The 18,646-nt window shown below is 64.2% G+C and carries 20 protein-coding genes, 1 tRNA gene and 1 pseudogene; 15 read left to right on the top strand and 7 right to left on the bottom strand.

The annotated features are described in order from the left end of the window. Positions 1–16 precede the first annotated feature (16 nt). Complete coding sequence (locus tag MTDSW087_RS19405; RefSeq protein WP_144766554.1) at positions 17–502, bottom strand: hypothetical protein; 486 nt, start codon at positions 500–502, stop codon at positions 17–19. A 396-nt stretch (positions 503–898) separates the two neighbouring features. Between MTDSW087_RS19405 and MTDSW087_RS19400 the strand changes: the two genes are divergently transcribed. From MTDSW087_RS19400 to MTDSW087_RS19370, 7 genes are read left to right on the top strand one after another with little or no spacing between them, the layout of a single operon-like run. After that, positions 899–1,279, top strand: coding sequence for a hypothetical protein (locus MTDSW087_RS19400; RefSeq protein WP_144766553.1), 381 nt, complete (start codon positions 899–901; stop codon positions 1,277–1,279). After that, positions 1,276–2,688 (top strand): hypothetical protein, encoded by a 1,413-nt coding sequence (locus MTDSW087_RS19395; RefSeq protein WP_238179395.1) that lies wholly within the window; start codon positions 1,276–1,278, stop codon positions 2,686–2,688. Before MTDSW087_RS19400 ends, MTDSW087_RS19395 begins: the two co-directional genes overlap by 4 nt. Positions 2,689–2,741: 53 nt before the next feature. Continuing rightward, positions 2,742–3,023 carry a MerR family transcriptional regulator gene (locus MTDSW087_RS30275; RefSeq protein ID WP_186383911.1) on the top strand — a complete coding sequence of 94 codons (282 nt, stop codon included), beginning with the start codon at positions 2,742–2,744 and terminating at the stop codon, positions 3,021–3,023. A 32-nt stretch (positions 3,024–3,055) separates the two neighbouring features. Next, positions 3,056–3,268, top strand: a complete 213-nt coding sequence (locus MTDSW087_RS19385) for a hypothetical protein (RefSeq protein ID WP_144766552.1) — start codon at positions 3,056–3,058, stop codon at positions 3,266–3,268. After that, positions 3,265–5,088: a phage tail tape measure protein gene (locus tag MTDSW087_RS19380; protein WP_144766551.1), complete on the top strand. Its 1,824-nt coding sequence runs from the start codon at positions 3,265–3,267 to the stop codon at positions 5,086–5,088. The genes MTDSW087_RS19385 and MTDSW087_RS19380 overlap by 4 nt, the downstream gene beginning before the upstream one ends. 10 nt (positions 5,089–5,098) lie before the next feature. Then, a complete protein-coding gene (locus MTDSW087_RS19375; RefSeq protein ID WP_144766550.1) occupies positions 5,099–5,731 on the top strand; it encodes a hypothetical protein in 633 nt (210 codons plus the stop codon). Continuing rightward, on the top strand, positions 5,731–6,405 hold the full coding sequence (locus MTDSW087_RS19370; protein WP_144766549.1) for a hypothetical protein: 675 nt from the start codon (positions 5,731–5,733) through the stop codon (positions 6,403–6,405). The genes MTDSW087_RS19375 and MTDSW087_RS19370 overlap by 1 nt, the downstream gene beginning before the upstream one ends. A gap of 115 nt (positions 6,406–6,520) precedes the next feature. Here the strand turns inward: MTDSW087_RS19370 and MTDSW087_RS19365 are convergent, their stop codons facing one another. Then, positions 6,521–8,071, bottom strand: coding sequence for a hypothetical protein (locus MTDSW087_RS19365; RefSeq protein ID WP_144766548.1), 1,551 nt, complete (start codon positions 8,069–8,071; stop codon positions 6,521–6,523). Between the two features lie 49 nt (positions 8,072–8,120). Continuing rightward, entirely contained in the window at positions 8,121–8,672 is a 552-nt protein-coding gene (locus tag MTDSW087_RS19360; protein ID WP_144766547.1) for a hypothetical protein, read from the bottom strand. A 503-nt stretch (positions 8,673–9,175) separates the two neighbouring features. Here MTDSW087_RS19360 and MTDSW087_RS19350 point away from each other — a divergent pair. From MTDSW087_RS19350 to MTDSW087_RS19340, 3 genes are read left to right on the top strand one after another with little or no spacing between them, the layout of a single operon-like run. Beyond that, the gene (locus MTDSW087_RS19350; protein ID WP_144766545.1) at positions 9,176–9,652 is read left to right on the top strand and encodes a hypothetical protein; all 477 of its coding nucleotides are present in this window, start codon (positions 9,176–9,178) and stop codon (positions 9,650–9,652) included. Then, the gene (locus MTDSW087_RS19345; RefSeq protein WP_144766544.1) at positions 9,649–10,047 is read left to right on the top strand and encodes a hypothetical protein; all 399 of its coding nucleotides are present in this window, start codon (positions 9,649–9,651) and stop codon (positions 10,045–10,047) included. The genes MTDSW087_RS19350 and MTDSW087_RS19345 overlap by 4 nt, the downstream gene beginning before the upstream one ends. Next, positions 10,044–10,388 carry a hypothetical protein gene (locus tag MTDSW087_RS19340; RefSeq protein WP_144766543.1) on the top strand — a complete coding sequence of 115 codons (345 nt, stop codon included), beginning with the start codon at positions 10,044–10,046 and terminating at the stop codon, positions 10,386–10,388. The genes MTDSW087_RS19345 and MTDSW087_RS19340 overlap by 4 nt, the downstream gene beginning before the upstream one ends. A 282-nt stretch (positions 10,389–10,670) precedes the next feature. Here the strand turns inward: MTDSW087_RS19340 and MTDSW087_RS19335 are convergent. Further along, positions 10,671–10,747, bottom strand: a tRNA-His gene (locus MTDSW087_RS19335). 278 nt (positions 10,748–11,025) lie between these two features. On the opposite strand from MTDSW087_RS19335, the gene MTDSW087_RS19330 reads away from it, so the two are divergent. The 3 genes from MTDSW087_RS19330 to MTDSW087_RS19320 all read left to right on the top strand — a co-directional run bounded on the left by MTDSW087_RS19330 (position 11,026) and on the right by MTDSW087_RS19320 (position 15,320). Continuing rightward, positions 11,026–12,774, top strand: a complete 1,749-nt coding sequence (locus MTDSW087_RS19330; protein ID WP_238179397.1) for a chloride channel protein — start codon at positions 11,026–11,028, stop codon at positions 12,772–12,774. Positions 12,775–12,861: 87 nt separating this feature from the next. Further along, on the top strand, positions 12,862–13,941 hold the full coding sequence (locus tag MTDSW087_RS19325) for a tartrate dehydrogenase (protein WP_144766541.1): 1,080 nt from the start codon (positions 12,862–12,864) through the stop codon (positions 13,939–13,941). 956 nt (positions 13,942–14,897) lie between these two features. Further along, positions 14,898–15,320: a hypothetical protein gene (locus MTDSW087_RS19320; protein ID WP_144766540.1), complete on the top strand. Its 423-nt coding sequence runs from the start codon at positions 14,898–14,900 to the stop codon at positions 15,318–15,320. A gap of 44 nt (positions 15,321–15,364) precedes the next feature. Here MTDSW087_RS19320 and MTDSW087_RS19315 read toward each other — a convergent pair whose 3' ends face one another. From MTDSW087_RS19315 to MTDSW087_RS19305, 3 genes are all read right to left on the bottom strand, one after another. Continuing rightward, positions 15,365–16,483, bottom strand: coding sequence for an ATP-dependent DNA helicase (locus MTDSW087_RS19315; protein ID WP_144766539.1), 1,119 nt, complete (start codon positions 16,481–16,483; stop codon positions 15,365–15,367). After that, a complete protein-coding gene (gene hemF, locus MTDSW087_RS19310) occupies positions 16,480–17,406 on the bottom strand; it encodes an oxygen-dependent coproporphyrinogen oxidase (protein ID WP_144766538.1) in 927 nt (308 codons plus the stop codon). The genes MTDSW087_RS19315 and hemF overlap by 4 nt, the downstream gene beginning before the upstream one ends. A 69-nt stretch (positions 17,407–17,475) precedes the next feature. Then, a complete protein-coding gene (locus MTDSW087_RS19305; RefSeq protein WP_144766537.1) occupies positions 17,476–17,865 on the bottom strand; it encodes a RidA family protein in 390 nt (129 codons plus the stop codon). A gap of 232 nt (positions 17,866–18,097) precedes the next feature. On the opposite strand from MTDSW087_RS19305, the gene MTDSW087_RS19300 reads away from it, so the two are divergent. Then, a complete protein-coding gene (locus MTDSW087_RS19300; RefSeq protein ID WP_144766536.1) occupies positions 18,098–18,361 on the top strand; it encodes a hypothetical protein in 264 nt (87 codons plus the stop codon). Positions 18,362–18,514: 153 nt separating this feature from the next. Further along, positions 18,515–18,646, top strand: a pseudogene (locus MTDSW087_RS30905) (ABC transporter ATP-binding protein); the annotation flags it as partial.

Below are 18,646 nucleotides of genomic sequence, written 5' to 3'. Positions count from 1 at the left end.
CACAAAGAAGTCGTTTCTATGCTGCCCCACTCCGAAAGCGCTCCAGTGTCAACTTCTCGCCAGGCCCCAACTTGCATACGAGTTTTGCCGGTACAGGATTGACCAAAGTGTATTGAAGAGCACCAGTTCCTGCAGGGAAGCCAGCTGCATCTGTTTTCTCGCCGGCTTTCAGCGGTATCCCGTCCGGGAGCGTGGTATACCCACGAACCTCGAATTCGTGCGGCTCAGGAACCCTCAGCAACTTGTACACGAAAGCTCCTGTGATCAGATCCGTGTCTTTCAGCCCGAGGGTTTTTCGTATCTCATCGGTATCCTTGCCCGCTAGGGCAGTCCAGATAGTGAAGTAACCCTTCGCTGTATTTCTCTCATCAACAGGGTTTGTGACTCTTACCAGCTTTCCAGCGCCAACAGATTTCATTTTCTCCCAATGATGAGCTTTTACGTGCTTGTTTCCCTGAAGATCTCTTGGATTAAATTTTGGTTCGTTCATCTCGGCACCCACCGAACCCGCAGCCCGCTCTTTCAGTGCGACCCTTACCAATTTTCAGCCGAGAAATCTCATCTATCTCTGGGTAAGGATTGAAGACTGCGCCAATTTGGTCCGGCACATGTGTGGACGCCCCTCTGAGCGCCATGCGCCTTGTAGGCACGTCGACAAACCCGCAATAATTTTTCAAGAAGATACCGACCGAAGTCTAGCAATACAGATCTTTGTAAAACATTCCATTACGGTGACAAGACTGACGTATTCGACCATATTGGCTAAGCAGAGCCAGACACCCTGAAGGCGCTGCGGCCCGTCCAATAGCGGAAACTTCAGCTCCGTGGCTCCGCAACGTCTTCGTGGCGGTCAAGCTGGAGATGGTCGCGCAACCAATTGAGAGGTCACGACACAGCCATGACCGGACGCCTCCCCCAGCGAGACCCGCGAGCCCGCACTCGCCTCACCAACGGGAAGACGCTGTTTCTGGGCGAGGTCGACGGCCGCACCGAGATCGGCCGCCGCTACGGCGACCTCATCGCGGATCTGATGGCCGAGCGTGGTGGCCAAGCCGCAATGGAGCTGCATCAGATCGAGGCCATCCGCACCTATGCCGGCCTCGCCATCCAGCGCGACCTCTTGCACAGCCGCATCGCGGCGGGCGAGCGCGTCGATACGGAGGAGCTTGGCCAGATCGGCGACCGCATGGACCGCCAGGCGCGTCGGATGGGGCCGCCCTTGGCGCCCGAGCGCAAAAGCCTGCGTGAGCACGTCGCCGGCCGTGGAGGCCGCCCTTGAGCCGCATCTGCACCATGCGGCAGGCGCTCACCGATCCGGACATCTTCGGCACCATCCTCCCTGGCGAAACCTGGGCAGCGTGGCGCACGGTGCTGATCGCCAGTCAGGGTGAGCCGCTGACCGAGGACGAGCGTACCATCTTCCGCGAGCTGAGCGGTCGCGAGCATGAGCCTGACCAGCCTTGCGACGAGGTCTGGGGCGTGGTCGGTCGACGTGGTGGCAAGACCCGCGGGTTCGCCGTGGCTGCCGCCTACATGGCCGGCTGCGTCGACTACGAGGGCAAGTTCGCTCCGGGCCAGCGCGGGCGTCTTCCGGTGATGGCGGCCTCGAAGGATCAGGCCACCGAAGCCTTCCGCTACCTGCTCGGCATCTTCACGGAGGTGCCGATGTTCGCCGACATGGTGGACGGCGAGCCGACACAGGACACGATCCGGCTCAGGAACCGCGTCGACATCGTGGTGCAGCCGGCGAACTTCAAAACAGTGCGCGGTCCGACGCTGGTTGCGGCCGTCTGCGACGAGATCGCGTTCTGGCACATCGAGCAGGCGGCCAACCCCGATCGCGAGGTGCTGCGGGCGCTCCGTCCAGGTCTGATGACTCTGAATGGGCCGCTCTTCGTGCTGTCGAGCCCCTACGCCAAGAAGGGCGAGCTGTACGCCGCCTACCGGCGCGACTTCGGCTCCAAGGGCGATCCCCGCGTGCTGGTGATCCAGGCCCCTACGCTCGCCATGCATCGCAGCCCCAAGATCGAGCGGGAGGTGGCGCGGGCCTACGAGCGCGATGCCGAGGCGGCCAAGGCTGAGTATGGCGCGCAGTTCCGCGAGGGCATATCCGACTTCGTCAGCCCCGAGGTGGTCGACGCCTGCACCGATCCCGGGACCACGCAGCGCGATCGGCAGCCGCATGTGAGCTACACCGCCTTCATCGACCCGGCCGGTGGCTCGGGACAGGACAGTATGACCCTCGCCATAGGGCATCGTGACGCGAACGGCTGTGCCGTCCTCGACCGTGTAGAGGGCATCGCGCCACCCTTCTCGCCGGAGAGCGCCTGCACGCAGTTCGCGGCGATCCTGAAGACCTATGGGGTCAACCGTGTCGTGGGCGACAATTATGCGGCCGAGTGGCCCAAGGAGGCGATGCTCAAACAGGGCATTTCCTACGAGCGCTCGGACAAGCCGAAGGGCGCGATCTACGCCGAGTTCCTGCCTCTCCTAAACAGCCGCAAGGTCCGCCTCTTGGAGCACGACGCCATGCGCAAGCAGCTCTGCAGTCTGGAGCGCCGAACCGCTTGGGGCGGTCGAGACACCATCGACCATCCGACCAACGGCCACGACGACTTCATCAACGCCGCAGCTGGAGTGCTGGTCGGGATCGGCGTGGGTCACGTATCGATCATGGACCTGCTCTGATGCGGCCGGTCCCGCAGGTACTCATCCCCTGGATCCCAGCCGAGGCGATTACAGTGGCCCAAGCTGCCATCATCGCCAAACGCTCGCCCCGGACGGTGCGCGAGTGGGCCGCCCGTCACGACATCGGGCGCCGCATCGCGGGCGGCGATTGGATGGTCTCGCGCGTCGCGCTGCTGATGCTGCTGGAAGGCGATGCTGCGGCTCTTGCTCTGTACCTCAGCGGCGAACGACAATCGGCAGATGTGGATCGATATTTTTCCCGACTCAGGTGCAACAATTTTGCGGAAATATCGGCCAAAACGGCGATCCCGGTAGATTTGGAGAAACTGACCTAGCAAAATTGCTGATTTTGCGGCAGCTTTTTCGCATGAAACTTGTCGAACTGCAGGCGCCAAATTTCGCAGACGGGCGCGGACTCTACCACGAACGCCTCGCGGTTGGCGTTCCCCGCGGTCTGACCGAGGCCGCCCAGCAGTCTGCACGATCTGAGGGCGTCAGCCTCGCCGAGTTCGTCCGCCGGGCTGTGGCCGTTCGCATCAGCGTGTTTCAGAACGCCGCGACGCTCGAAGGTGAGGCATGACCGTCGAGGAACTGATCGCCAAGCTCGGGTTCAAAGCCACAGGAATGGGCGAGGCTCGCAAGTTCGTGGCAGAGCTTGAGCGCGTAAAGAAGGCGGCCAGGGAGGCCGGCAAAGGCCTCAAGCTCAACTTCAGCGGCAATACGAGCGGCCTGGGCAAGCTGGCCGCCGAGTTCGAGCGTGCGGCCAGGAACGCTCGCCGGTTTCGCCAAGAAGCGGAGCGGGCATCCCGCGTGCGCTTCCGTCCCGGCAGTGGGCCCGGTGCTGATGGCGGCGGCAAGGTGCGTCCCGGCGATGGTGGCTATGGTCCAGGCCATATCGCAGCGGGCGTCGCTGCCGGGCGGTTCAGCCGGGCGCAGGCCGCAGTCGGCGGCGCGGCTGTGGCGGCGGTCGGTGCGATCACCCTCAAGCGCTACGGCAATCTGGAACAGGCCGCGACCGAACTCGGCATCACCGCGGGCAAGACCGCGGAGGAGGTCAAGCCAACAATCGAGATGTTCGAGCGCGAGGCGCCGAAGCTCGGGGTGACGGCACAGAACATGACAGAGGTTGCTCAAGCCTTTGCCGCGGCCGGCATCGATTACGAGACGGCAGTGCAGTCGGCGGTCGCGACGACCAAGGCGGCCCGGGCGTCCTATACCGACATGAACGACGCGGCTCAGGCCGGCATCGTCACAATCCAGAACTTGGGCGTGAAGATCAAGGATATCAAAACTGCTTACGACTATATGATTGCTGGCGGCAAACTAGGCAAAGCAGAATTCAAAGAACTTTCAGGTGCGATGCCGCAGCTAGCTTCGTCGGGTGCAAAGATCGGTCTGAAGGATCTGCCGGGCCTCCGCGACATTGTGGCGGCCTTGGAGGTTGTACGCGAGGCGTCAGCCACGACCGGCGATGCGGCCATCCACCTCAAAGACTTCTTCGAGAAGATGAACGACCCGGTGACGCGCCGGTACTTCAAGAAGCATGCCGGCATCGACGTCGAGAAGGAGATGGCGTCCGCGGACAAGAAGGGTCAGTCCCGTCTCGACCGGATGCTTGATATCACTCAGCGCTTCACGAAGGGAAATCCCTTCCGTCTTGCTGAATTGTGGCATGAGCAGCAATCGCGAGACGCCATTCAGCAACTTCTGACAAAGCGCGACAAGTTCGACGAATTCCGGCAGACGATCGACAAGACTGCGCCCGGCACGACGGAGGTTGACCTTGCTCGCGTTATGGACACCTTCAACGCGAGCGTTGACAAGTTCAGCGCCAGTGTGGACCGCCTCGCCGACCAGATCGGCGAGAAAGGTTCTCCCTTTGCCAAGGCCATCCTTGATATCGGATCCGCTGCTCTGCAGGCTGCCGAGGACGGCAAGGGCTCGACCGACGCCGAGCGCAACGCCACCGTGTCGAAGCTCAACCGGATCTTCGGCAAGCCGAACCTGGGCTCGCCGGAGGAGACGGCCCGGAAGCTCGGATACCCCGGGGCCCGCAACAACGATCTTCTAGACCGCTTCAGGAACGGCATGAGCGGCCCGAAGCGGCCAACGTTCACGCAGCCACAGCCCAGCGGGATGACGATGCCGAACTTCGGCAGTCTCGGCGACCGCTTGGGCTGGATAAAGCAAGGCATGGCGCAGGTGACGCACAACGTCACGAACAACAGCGATGTCGGCAACGATCACCGAACACAGAGCGTCACGGTCAACCAGACGGTGAACGGAGTTCCCGGCGTCGCTCAAGCGGCGGCGGCGGGAGCCAAGAGCGGCCTCTCCTCAATGGGCCCCTCGATCACGAAGGGCAATCTGACCTCGACCGGCGCGACCACCTCACCGTGAGAAGAAGATCATGGCAAGCATTTTCTTTAGGCAGTCTGACGGCATGCCGGTCACGGTCGATGAGGCGATGCAGAACGGCATATTGAAGCCCGGATACAGGATGCATATGCGCTTCGGCGACGGTGCTCCGGTGCAAAACGATGGAGCTTTTCTTATGGCTGATAGTCCGGTCCGGTTCATGGACAACCTTCCGACCGCCGATAGCACTCAGATCGGCAGCATCTTGGCAGACTTCGGAAGCAACGAAGTCTTCCGGGTGCGCCGCGCGGCCGACAGCGCGCGCATGCTCAGCTACACCATGTTCGCCGCCGGCTCCGGCGCCACGCCCGGATACTTCGGTGACTCGCAGGTGGCGGCAGGGGAAGCCTCGAACTGGCTTCGCTCACTCTCGGAGCAGGCCATGAAGCGCGTCGGCGAGATGTACGGCGCTTCGGCGCGCGGCGACACCAGCATCAACGTGGGCGTCGATATGGCTGCGGTAGAGGCCGGGCGCGCCGCCTACATCAAGACCCTGGACAACGCATGGAAGCGTCCCGAGCCGCAAGTGTCGTCCGCCAACCAGGGTGAGCCGCAGCCGGTTCAGGACGGCCGAAGCGCCTACGACCAGATGTGTGATCGACTTTCGAATGCTTGGAGGCGCTGATGACCGTGGTTGCCCTGAAGACCGACAAGACCAGCGAGCCGATCATCACCCTGCGCCAGCGCGTAGCGGACGCTCTGACGAAGGACACGACCTCGGGTGAGGTTCGCGCCTGCATCGCCCATACCCAGGCCGACTTTGCTCGCGTCGAGCGCGATTTGGCGTCGGCCAAGGCGCGCGCTGTCGACCCCCTCGCATCGGAGGAGGAAGCGACTGCAGCGAAGCGTGAGTGCGAGAACCTGGGGTTTGACCGGGAGCGCTTGGAAGCCTCCCAGAGGCGGCTCACAGCCCGTCTTGCCCAGATCGAGGACGATGAGGCGCAGAGCGGCCTGCAGGCAACCTACGACGAGGTACATGCTGAGCGCGCGGCCCTAATCGTGGAGATGCGAGAGCAGTACCCTAAGCTTGCAGGCGGGCTAATGGCACTGCTCACGCGAATGCAGACAGTGGAGCATCGCATTGCTGAGGCAAACAACGCGCTTCCCCGCGGCGCTTCTCGCCTGAGCTACATCGAGAACACACTCAGTGAGCCGCTTTCATACGGCCCGAACCTCGGCTCGGCGCAGGTGCCGCCGCTCTACGCGAGCGTGCAGCTTCCGCGGTTGATCAGGACGGGCGGCAACGACGACTTCCTGAAGATTTCGCTCCGGAACACGCATGGGGTGTTACCCTACTAACGATGGAGGCTATGTGGCCGATCGGTCCGCAGGTTCAGCTGCCCGCGTGCTATGGCAGCACGAAAACGTGGATGCGGGGCCCTGTCAAATTTGAATAGGTCGTGCCGCTGTTGTGCTAGGCCTGCTTCAAATCCCTAAACAAAAGCAGCGGAGCCTCAGGAATGTCCCTAAAACATTCGATGTATTCAGAGTAATCCGATCTATCAACTAGATCTATTTCTAGCTGCTCACCGGAGGGGACATCTACAACTACCCGCGGATTTGAATTGAAATCTATCGATTTTACTGGAACAGCAAAGACAAGCAATTTTCCTCCCAACGGGATAAAGCTAATCAATCTTCCTCCCGTGCCGTCTTCTACAAGATCAGATCGGGAAAAATCAAAATCTATCGTTATTGGTTCTGCTGACTCGCTTCCAAAGCAAAGGGTGTGAGCGAGTTCAATTTGATCGCAACTGCCCATCATTGCGTGGAGAGTGAATTTTTCATCAACTCGACTATGGGTCAATGCGACTAGTTTTTGCAATCTTTGGGCAACAAGAGTTGCCTGCTGTAGATTATCCTTACTGACGTGTTGCATTGACTCTTTGAAACGCTCATTTAATAATTTCTTACCTTGAGATCGAAGCTCAAATACAAAATTACCATCAACCATTATTTTGAGTGCCTTAAAGTGCGAAAGCCAATCCGATAGGCTCGCCTTTATGTTCAGCTTGCCGGCCTCCAGGGCAGTAATCGTGCAAGACTTAGCCTTCATCCGGATGTCTAGCAGGCCAGTATCTAAACGAACTTGAGGTCCACCCAGTCGTGCAGCCATAGCTGGAGGTATGCTATACATTGTCGCCACAAGGATTACGGGCAACCCTCCCTTCAAACTTCTTAGCGCGATGGTGTATGTTCCCGGATTAGTTGGCTGTATACTTAGACGTCCGGGACCATTAATGCCAAGAATTGGGAGTGGAATGCCAAAACGGCTCTCCACCCCCTCAAACCGAGAAACTTCCAAAGCTTCGCCAGAGCCCAAGAACGCTTCTGCGATCTGTTTTGGCGGAACCTTGAAAGTCACAGAAAACGTCAATCTATCTTGTTCAAAACCGAGGTTCCTGAGCTGACTTGATTTTTTGCTTGTATAGGCTTCGAAGCTATCGCCTATTTGTTTCAATATGGTCCTTTCTATCTCGCCCCCATCAGGCTTGATTTCTATGCCTATCTTGGACGGGCGGATAGCTACTTCTTTGTTGTTGATTTTAGATATACCTTTAGCAGACTCTGATCTTAAACGCTTTAGCACGAGAGCCAAATTGTCGTCCAATAGATGGATAAAGTAAAGCTTCGTGCATTTGAGATCAGGTCCGAATTTCAGAACGCAAACGAAAGTTGGGCCAGGATCTTTTGCAAGCCTCTCCAAAGAAGAAAGTCTGAATTTCACCTCATCGTTGTCCTCCCACATTGCCTTGATTTGTATTTTACAAGAATGCGGGTTATTTCTCACGTCTAAAGGAATGTTTGACTGGGCCTCCTGTGGGAATTCTATGAGGAAATCCCAGCCCGTCAGATCTCTTTTGACGCTATTGACAATCAATTTTGTAGAAGAGCAGAGGCTATCAAACTCCTTTTCACCTCTGTTGCCAAGTTCTTCGCTCGACAACTTGCGCACGGTGCCCATAATTTTCGCTTGATAGTTTGATGATCTACGGCTATTGCGAGATTTTATATCAGAACAAATCTTTAGCTAACCCGATCAAATCGTTGGTCAGCCGAGCCAGTACGCTAATCCCAGATACTTTAGCACCGATTGATTGAAGTAGCGCACCAATCACTGCAGGCTTGCGCTTGGCTATCACTTCAGAGGTTAAAGCCTGAATAAGGTCTATTATCTCATTTTTCTGAGCTTGCGACACCTCTGTTGATTTCAACAACGCCTCTGTGAGGATTTGGACTTTTTGTCCAAATATTTCAGCATCAGATCCTCGACTGAGAGTAATCGCGGCATCAATTTTGGCAAGTTCGCCCGTATTGATGACGCCGATCTGCGAATTATTCACGTTGAAATTGTTAAACGTATGACCCTTTTGCATAGCTTTAGCAAACTCCCCAACAGGAACTTTAGGAGTTGGAGGGCCGAATGGCGCCACTAAGTCCATTTCGGCCGCAGCTTGGTTCATCATAAGTACACTCTTCAAAAATTCCAGATTTATTACTTCTGAGAATTTAGAATAGCAGTGCACGCATAATGGAATTTGCCTCTCATCGCCCACTGAAAACATGGCTGGCCTATCGCATTGATGGCACTTCATTTCCGGGCGCTCTTGGCTTTATTCGCTGCTTATCAAGCTTAATCGGACGGTCATCTCATTTCAGATAGCCCTTCGCCTTCAGGTGCTCTGAGACCGCCTCTCGAATAGCTTCGGGGCGGCTGGGCTTGGGCTCGGGATGATCGGCGATCCAGGCGTCGAGGGGGGCGAGCTGGTCAGGTAGCATCCGCACGCCAACTGTCTGGCCGGTGCCAGTCGTAGCAGGCCGACCGCGTTTTTTAGTGCTAGCGCTAATTGACGACCCCATGAATTGACGCTAGCGTAAAAAACGAGCCGGGACAAGGCTGGAACCCTCGCCCCGGCTCTCACCCCACCACTCTGTTGAGGAGAGCGGCATGGCTACCCGTGCCCATAGCACACGCACGCCCTTATTACCCCGCGCTGGCGCTCGCCCACCCTTATTACCTCGGGGGTCGAGCCGGCAGCTCGGCCCGGTCACCCTGGCCCTCCAGGCCATGCAGGCTGCCGACCCCGACCGCATCCGCGCGCTGCGCAAGATGATCGCCGACCGCATCGAGGCTGACATCGCACTGCTGGACTGTCTCGACCACGAGGCCGACGAGCGCGAGGCCGATTTCGTCGCGCACCGCTACCTGCCGGGCGTCGGCGTCTACAGCATCGGCCTGACGAGCGACGACGAGGCAAGCCTGTGCGGCGTGTCGGTGGGCGCGCCCGCCTGCCACGACGACCGCGAGCATGACGATAGCGACAACGAGCCGTCGCTCGCTTCGCTGGGCGGCACAGCCGAAGGATGCCACGGCGATCAAAGCCGGTGGAGTGACGGCGGCCTCAATGACTGGGAGGAGCAGTGCGAGGACGAAGGCGCGTCCTGCGAGAACCGTGACGACGATGGCGACACTGAGGACCACCTTCAGCCGCTCATGATGACTGGCGGCTCATACGCGGCTGACAGCTTCGAGAGGCGCGCATGAGTGCCCCCTCATCCCGCCGCGGCTTCCTGCGCGGCCTGACCACGCTGCCACCGACGAGCGGGAGCGTGGTCCTCATCGGCGCGCCGTCCGCGGTCGCCGTCCCTATCACTGAGCGACTGCTCGACAGCTATGACGCATGGCTTGAGTACGAGCGGCGCCATCTGCAATGGGAGCGCCATCGCGGCACGGAGATGGAACGGCGGCTGCATATGCCGTTCGTCTTTCAGATGTACGACCGCGAAGGCCATCCGAAGGGGCCCGCCAGCTCTTGCGACTTCATCCCGGCAGCCAATGCCGGGGCGAGCTTTCACGGCATCGACACACTGGAGCCTTCGACCCGCGCTGCGCTCGTCCTGAGTGCGGTGGGCTGCAACTGGCGGAGGGGCGGACTATGACGCGTCCAGCCATCAAGCCCCGCCTCGCCACCGAGAACGGTCGGCGCGTCGGCAAGACCACAAAGGCTCAGCGCCTTGCCGCGCACCCAGGAGCTGAGAACGCCCGGCTTATGCGCTCCCTCGCTCAGATCCGAGCCGAGATCGAGGAAGCGCAGCGCCTGTCCGACGAAGCGCTGAAGGTGCTAGAGGCGGTCTTTTTTGCAGCCGGAGGCAGCAAACCGGATCCGCTCATCGTCCGCGCCCTCGCTCGCGAGGCCCTGATCGAGTGCGGATACGCCATGTCGTTTCGGGGCATTCATCGCACAGTCGAGATGGCGGAGGAGGGCACGCTATGCGCCTGATCCGCGCTTTGCATCATCTCTGGCTGATCCGGGCCTCCCGCCAGGACCTTCAGCGCGCCAACCGCCTGATGCGGCGGGCGGCAAATCGGATGGAGGCCGCTGGCCTTCATCCCCTCTCCGCCGCTTCAGGCGTGCCGGCCTGCGTGCGGGCAAGGTGGCGAACAAGGCCATGACCGCTGTCACGCTCGTATCGCTTTTCGATATGGGCAGGAGAGGGGTGCCGCTGTTACCCTGAGCGTTACCCCAGTGCGAATTTCGAGATCCCTGAAATCCGCTAAGTGATGGTACAGCCGCCCCGGCTCGAACGGGGGACCCCCAGATCCACAATCTGGTGCTCTAACCAACTGAGCTACGGCTGCACTGCGGCGCGATGTATCCTGCGGCGGCGGGCATTTCAAGCCGCCTGTGCGGCTCACACGCACGCTGTGGATGCATGGTGTGGACGCGTCGGCCCGCGCGCCCGTATGAGGGGGGCGTGAGCCAGCGTTCCAACCGCACCGCGAAGCCGGCAGCCGCGAAGCCGGGGAGCACCGCCAGGCCGGCTCCGGCGCGGCCGGGCGGGGAGGGCGGGCGCCGGGCGGCCTGGCTGCTGGCCCCGGAACGGCTGCGCGCCTTCGTCCGCCGCAGCGAGGCGGGCATGGTGGTGCTCGCCGCGCTCACCGGCTGCATCGGCGGCCTCGCCGTCTCGGTGATGAACCTCGCCACGCAGGGGCTGCGCGAGGCGCTCTACCGGCTGCCGCACGGCAGCCGCCTCAGCGCCGCGCAGGATGTCGATCCGCTGGCGCTGCTGCTCGCCCCCTGCCTCGGCGGCATCGCCCTCGGCCTGCTGCTCTTCGCGGTCGGCCGGATCCGGTCGATGCGGCGGCGCCCGGCCATCGACCCGATCGAGGCGAACGCCCTGCACGGGGGCCGGATGTCCCTGCGCGACAGCCTCTATGTGGTGGTGCAGAACGTGATCTCGAACGGCTCGGGCGCCTCGGTGGGGCTGGAGGCCGGCTACACGCAGATCTGCTCCGGCATCGCCTCGCGGCTCGGGATCAGCTTCGAGATGCGGCGCGCGGACCTGCGCACCCTCGTCGGCTGCGGCGCCGCCGCCGCCATCGCCGCCGCCTTCGGCGCCCCGCTCACCGGCGCCTTCTACGCCTTCGAGCTGATCATCGGCACCTACGCCATCGCCACGCTCACCCCCGTGGTGGTGGCCGCCCTCTGCGGCAGCCTCGTCGCGCGCGGGCTCGTCCCGGCCGATCCGCTGGTGGATGTCGCCAACATGCAGGCGGTGACCACCTCGACGGTGACGAGCTTCGAGACCCTGCCGAGCCTCGTCCTCGGCCTCGTCTGCGCCGGGCTCGGCATCCTGATCATGCGCGGCGTCACCCTGGTCGAGCGGCTGGTCCAGGCGAGCCGGATCCCGCGGGCGGCGGCGCCGGCCGTCGGCGGGCTCTGCGTCGGGGCGCTGGCGCTCGTCGCCTCGCCGCAGGTGCTCTCGGGCGGCCACGGGGCGCTCCACCAGCACTTCGCGGAACATGCGGAGGATTACGGCATCCTCGGGCTCGCGCTGCTGTTCGCCGCCAAGGCCACGGCCTCGGCGATCTCGATCGGCTCGGGCTTCCGCGGCGGCCTGTTCTTCGCCTCGCTGTTCCTCGGCGCGCTCGCCGGCAAGCTCTTCGCGCTGATCGGCCCGCTTCTCGTGCCGGCAATGGCGGGCTTCGGGCTGACGCCGCTCGCCTACGCAGTGATCGGCATGAGCGCGCTCGCGGTGGCGGTGATCGGCGGCCCGCTCACCATGACCTTCCTGGCGCTGGAGGTGACGGGCAGCCTGCCGATCACCGGCCTCGTGCTCGCCGCGGTGATCGCCTCCTCGCTCACCGTGCGCAAGACCTTCGGCTATTCCTTCGCCACCTGGCGCTTCCACCTGCGCGGCGAGAGCATCCGCAGCGCCCACGATGTCGGCTGGATCCGCACGCTCACGGTCGGGCGCCTGATGCGCAAGGACATCCGCCCCGTCCCCCTCGACACGCCGCTGGCGAGCTTCCTGCGCGCCCACCCGATCGGCTCGCCCTCGCGGATCATCGTGGTCGATGCCGAGGAGCGCTATGCCGGCATGGTCCTGGTGCCCGAGGCGCATGCCGCCGCCCGGGAGGCGCAGGAGGGCGACGAGCCCCAACTCGCCGACGTGGTGCGCTATCCGACGGAGTTCCTGACGCCCGAGATGAACGCCAAGGAGGCGGCGTCCGTCTTCGACCGGGCGGAGAGCGAGGCGCTCGCCGTGGTCGACGGCCCCGCCGAGCGCCGGGTGATCGGGATGCTCACCGAGAGCCACACCCTCAAGCGCTACAGCGACGAGCTGGAGCGCCAGCGCCGCACCATCGCGGGCGAGCCGGTCTGATCGGTGCCGGACCGGGGCGATTGTCAGGCCGGGGCGTTGACCGGGGGCGTCCGCTTCGTCAGTCCGGGGCCCGACAAGGAGGAGACCATGGCCAGTTCCGAGCGCAGCTACCGCATCGCGGTCATCCCCGGCGACGGCATCGGCAAGGAGGTGGTGCCGGAGGGCGTCCGCGTGCTGGAGGCCGCCGCCAAGCGGCACGGCTTCAGGCTCCAGCTCGACTGGTTCGACTTCGCCTCCTGCGACTACTACGCCCGGCACGGGCAGATGATGCCCGCGGACTGGAAGGCACAGATCGGCTCCCACGACGCGATCTTCTTCGGCGCGGTGGGCATGCCGGAGCAGGTGCCCGACCACATCTCGCTCTGGGGCTCGCTGATCCTGTTCCGGCGCGAGTTCGACCAGTACGTGAACCTGCGGCCCGTGCGCCTGATGCCCGGCGTGCCGAGCCCGCTCGCGGGCCGCAACCCCGGCGACATCGACTTCTGGGTGGTCCGCGAGAACACCGAGGGCGAGTACTCGAATGCGGGCGGCAGGATGTTCGCCGGCACGGACCGCGAGTTCGCCGTGCAGGAATCGGTCTTCACCCGGCACGGCACCGACCGGGTGTTGCGCTTCGCCTTCGAACTCGCGCAATCGCGGCCGAAGCAGCACCTGACCTCGGCGACGAAGTCCAACGGCATCTCGATCACGATGCCCTACTGGGACGAGCGCGTGCGGGCCATGGCCGAGCACTACCCGGACGTGCGCTGGGACCAGTACCACATCGACATCCTGACCGCGCATTTCGTGCTGAACCCGGACCGGTTCGACGTGGTGGTGGCCTCGAACCTGTTCGGCGACATCCTGTCGGATCTCGGCCCCGCCTGCACCGGCACGATCGGCATCGCGCCGTCCGGCAACATCAACCCGGACCGGCTCTTCCCCTCGGTGTTCGAGCCGGTGCACGGCTCGGCCCCCGACATCGCAGGGCAGGGCATCGCCAACCCGATCGGCCAGATCTGGTCGGGGGCGATGATGCTGGAGCATCTCGGCGAGCGGACGGCCGCGGCCGAGATCGTGTCGGGCATCGAGCGCGTGCTCTCCGAGCGGACCCTGCGCACCCGCGACCTCGGCGGCAACGCCGACACCACGGCCTGCGGCCAGGCGGTGGAGCAGGCGCTCGGCTGAGGACGGGGTCCCGCATCCGAGGAGCACACGTGCTTTCGGCCCCGCGCGCTGCTGCGCCGGGGGCATGGCCCAAAGTCGGGGTGACGCGGGACGCCGCGAAGCCCGAAGACGCAACGTTGCACAAAGCCGGCTCCCCGGCGTCCCGCGGATGAGAGCCGGATCGCCCGGCCGATCATCCGATTTTGCGTCCGGTGTCCGTCACGCGAGGTCGCGAGCTGGCGCTAAGACAGTCCCGAGGTCAGAGCCCTCGGCGCTTCCGAGCGAGCCTTCGTCGCACGCCATCCCGTAGTGGATGGCGCCGCAGCTTCCCTCCGCACCGCCCAGGTCAGGGTCGGGCCTGGGGCATTTCCTCCCCAGGCAGGTCGCCCAGCCCGAGCCGGGGGTCGTGTCGCGTCCCGCGCCCGGGGCTGCCGCAGCCGACGGCAGACGCAGGCACCGTCCTGTCGCACGCCGTCCCGGCGGCTGACCGGGGCGGCGCCCCGAGGCGTCTCACGACGCGTCGCGGCAGGCCCCGGCAAATGAGCACAAAACAGGAACATTGTCAAGACGGCAGACCCGCATTGCTCCACCCATCCACCTCATCCTGAGGCGCCGGAGCGACGCGGAGGCCTCGAAGGAGACCTCCAGATAGCGCCGCGATCCGTGGAGGCTTCCTTCGAGGCTCGGCTGACGCCGCGCGCCTCAGGATGAGGTGAGGAGATGGGATACGCCTGCCCCACGCCGTCCTGCATCACGCGAAACCATGATGCTTAAGTATTAGACGCCCTAGAGCCGTTCCCGATCGCGTTGCAATCGGGAACGGCTCTAATCTCTTGTTTTGACGCGCTCTCTTGCGCCGAACCGGTGTCCACTTCGGCGGAGAGCGCTCTAATCTTCAGCGTAAGACTTGTGCGAATTCATACCCTGCCGCATCCTCGCCCACCTCAAAACAAGAAAGCAGGTCGGAGGATGCCACCATGCGGTACATGCTTTCTGCTGAAGACGAGAGTGATACTGCGTATTCCTGCCTCCTGATCATGAACCTTCCCATCACGCCCCAGACGGTCAACCGGCACACCAATTACCCCTGGTCGGTCTTCGGAAACTCGCTGTCCCATATCAACGGTGGAACGATGGTCGGATTGAAGGCAGGCATGCTGTCGCCCGTCAGTATCCGCTGCGGATACAACAAGGGCGGCCTCGGCTGGGTCTACGGCATGGTCATCGAGAACATGTTCGGCGCGACGACGCTGGTGAACAGCGCGGGACGCGGCCGGATCCTCCCGGCATGGCACAAGGGCGGATACAGCGACGGGCCCGGCAAGGCCTGGCGCACCATACGCTGGAACCTCGAGGCCGCGCCCTCGGCCTCCGACCTGTACGAAGAGGCCATGGGTTAAACAGGGGCGTCGAGAGGGGCTCGGGGGCCCCTCCCGCTCGCCCCCTACACCACCACCGTCACCGCCTCGGCGGCCCGGGTCAGGCCGGTATAGAGCCAGCGGGCGCGGTGCTCGCGGAAGGCGTAGGATTCGTCGAACAGGACGACCTTGTCCCATTGCGAGCCCTGCGCCTTGTGCACGGTGAGCGCGTAGCCGTAGGTGAACTCGTCGGTCTCGCGGCGGAGATAGAGCGGGATCTCCTCCTCGCTGCCGGCGATGATCTGGCGCAGCACCTTGATGTCGGTGGCCCGCCGCCGCAGGGCCGGGTCGTCGTCGGGCACCACGTCGAGGCGGACCATGTCGGGGCGCGGGGGCGCGCGCAGCGCCTTCACCGTCCAGGTCGAGCCGTTGAGCAGGCCCTTGGTGCGGTCGTTCCGCAGGCAGACCAGCTTCTCGCCCACCGCCGGCATCGGGTCGGTATGGCCGGCGAGCTCCCGCAGGCGGTTGTTGTAGAGGCGCCGCGTCTTGTTGAGGCCCACCAGCACCTGGTCGCAGTCGAGCACCTGCTCGGGATGGATCTCGCGGCGGGAGACCACCTCGCTCGCCCCGTAGCGGCCGGGCGCCAGCCGCCCGCCCTCGCGCACCGTCATGGCCATGCGCACGATCGGGTCGTCCTCAGCCTGCCGGTGCACGTCGGTGAGCATCACGTCGGGCTCGGCCTCCGTGAAGAAGCCGCCGCCGCGCACCGGCGGCAGCTGCGCGGGGTCGCCCAGCACCAGAACCGGCTTGCCGAAGGAGAGGAGGTCATGCCCGAGATCCGAATCGACCATCGAGCACTCGTCGATGACGATGAGGTCGGCCTTGGCCGCGGGCCCGGAGCGGTTGAGGGTGAAGGTCGGGCCGCCCTCGTCCGCCTCCTTGGTGCGGTAGATCAGGCTGTGGATGGTGCCGGCGTCAAAGCAGCCCTTGGCGCGCATCACCGAGGCCGCCTTGCCGGTGAAGGCGCCGAACAGAACCGTGCCGTCCACGTCCTCGGCGATGCGGCGGGCGAGCGTGGTCTTGCCGGTGCCGGCATAGCCGAACAGGCGGAAGACCGGGGTCTCGCCGCCCTTGCGCCAGTCGGCGATCGCCTTGAGCGCAGCTTCCTGCTGCGGCGCGAACCGGGTGGGGACGCCCGCGCTCACGGCCAGCGGACGGTGGGGGGCAGCGAGGACAGGATCGAGGCGACGTTGCCGCCGGTCTTCAGGCCGAAGATCGTGCCGCGGTCGTAGAGCAGGTTGAACTCCACGTAGCGCCCGCGCCGCACCTGCTGCTCGTAGCGGTCGGCCTCGCTCCAGGGCGTGGCGAGGTTGCGCCGGACGATCGCCGGATAGGCCTCGAGGAAGGCCAGCCCTACGTCGCGGGTGAAGGCGAGGTCTTCCTGCGGCCCGCCGGTCCAGTGGTAGTCGTAGAAGATGCCGCCGATGCCGCGCGGCTCGTCGCGGTGCTTCAGCCAGAAATACTCGTCGCACCAAGCCTTGTAGCGCGCGTAGTCGACCGCGGGCGCATGCGCCTCGCAGGCCCGGCGCAGGGCCGCGTGGAACAGCTCGGAATCCGGATCCTCCTGGGTGCGGCGCCGGTCCAGCACGGGGGTGAGGTCGGCCCCGCCCCCGAACCAGGCCTTCGTGGTCACCACCAGCCGCGTGTTCATGTGCACGGTCGGCACGTTCGGGTTCCAGGGATGGACGATCAGCGAGATGCCGGTGGCGAAGAAGCGCGGATCCTCCGCGGCGCCGGGGATCTGCGCCCGGAACTCGGGGGCGAACTCCCCGTGCACCGCCGAGACGTGCACGCCGGCCTTCTCGAAGACCCGGCCCTTCAGGATCGCCATGGTGCCGCCGCCGCCGGGCCGGCCGTCATGGTCGGTGCGCTCCCAGGGGGTGCGCACGAAGCGCTGCGGCCCGGCCGGCGCGTCCGCGTCGAAGGGCCCCGCGGCCTCCGCCTCGATGGCCTCGAGCGACGCCGTGATGCGGTCGCGCAGGCCGGCGAACCACGCGCCGGCCTCCGCTTTCAGGGCCGCGATGTCGGCCTCGGAGGGGAGGGGATGGGGCAGGTCGGGCCGTGTCATGGCGGCAGGGTCTCCCATCTGCCCGGGCGAGCGTCAATGCGATGAATCAATGCAGGTTTTCGGGCGGGCTCAGCCGCGCGCACCGATCGCCTCGACCTCGACGAGGTAGCCGTGGTTGAGCGCGGCCACCGGCACCACGGTGCGGGCGGGCTTGGCCGCCCCGAACATCTCGGCATAGACCCGGTTGAAGATCGGCCAGTTCTCGACGCCGACGATGTAGGCGGTGCAGCGCAGGACGCGCTCCGGCCCGCACCCGGCCTCGGCCAGGATCGCGAGGAGGTTCGTCAGCGCCTGCCGGGCCTGCACCTCGAAGGGCTCGCCCGCCGTGTGGCTGCCGTCGCTGCGGGGCCCGAGCTGGCCGGAGACGAAGACGAGGTCGCGCCACGCGGTGGCCTGCGCGTAATGCCCGGCGGGCGTGGGCACGGCCTGCGTGGCGATGCGCTCGATCGGGTCGCTCATGCTCGTGTCGCTCCTGTCGGCCGCGGCGCTGGCCCGTGCCCCCGGGATACGCGCCGGGGCGCCGGCACGCCAGTGCGGTCCGGAGCGATGTGCTCGAACGCACGTCGCGGCCGGGATGCGGGCACCATATCCGTCTCGTACGAGAACAAAGGCTCCTGTCGGCGGGCTATTTTCAAGACTTCGCGAAGAGCACGCCCGGCAGTTCAGCCGCCAGAACATGATGGATACTGTGATGAAGACCCGTTTCGCTACCGCCGCTGTTGCCGTCGCCCTGAGCCTGGCCGCCCCGGCCGCGTTCGCCCAGGCCGGCAACTGGCCCCATCCCGGCCGCGCCCCGGTGAGCGTCTTCGATCCCGCCACCACCGGCTCGATCGCCGGCGCCCGCAGGAGCGTTCGCGACTGGAACGCCGTCGATTCCGCCAAGGCCGGCAACGCCAACCAGCAGGAGCGCCTCGTGCCGCAATACGGCCAGACCTCCGGCGGCCCGGCCTACTGAGCCGTCTCACAACGAGCGATGCCATGGAGGCGGGGCGCGAGCCCCGCCTTTTTCGTTTGCCCCCTTCCTGTCAGCGGCGCCGCTTTGTCCCCGGCTGAATGCGAAATGCGGTGGACGCCGCTCGCGCTTCCGGTACAAGCTCGCCGCAATTGCATGGGAGGGTTGCGCTTGGCTCAGGACATCATCCTGGCGACGAGCGGATTGACGAAGGAGTTCAAGGGGTTCCGCGCCGTGAGCGGCGTGACCCTTGAGGTCGCGCGCGGCACGATCCACGCGCTGATCGGC

The organism is Methylobacterium dankookense (genome assembly GCF_902141855.1).
GTDB lineage: Bacteria > Pseudomonadota > Alphaproteobacteria > Rhizobiales > Beijerinckiaceae > Methylobacterium > Methylobacterium dankookense.
Note: the sequence above shows the minus strand (reverse complement) of the source record. Positions and strands in the feature narration are given on the sequence as shown.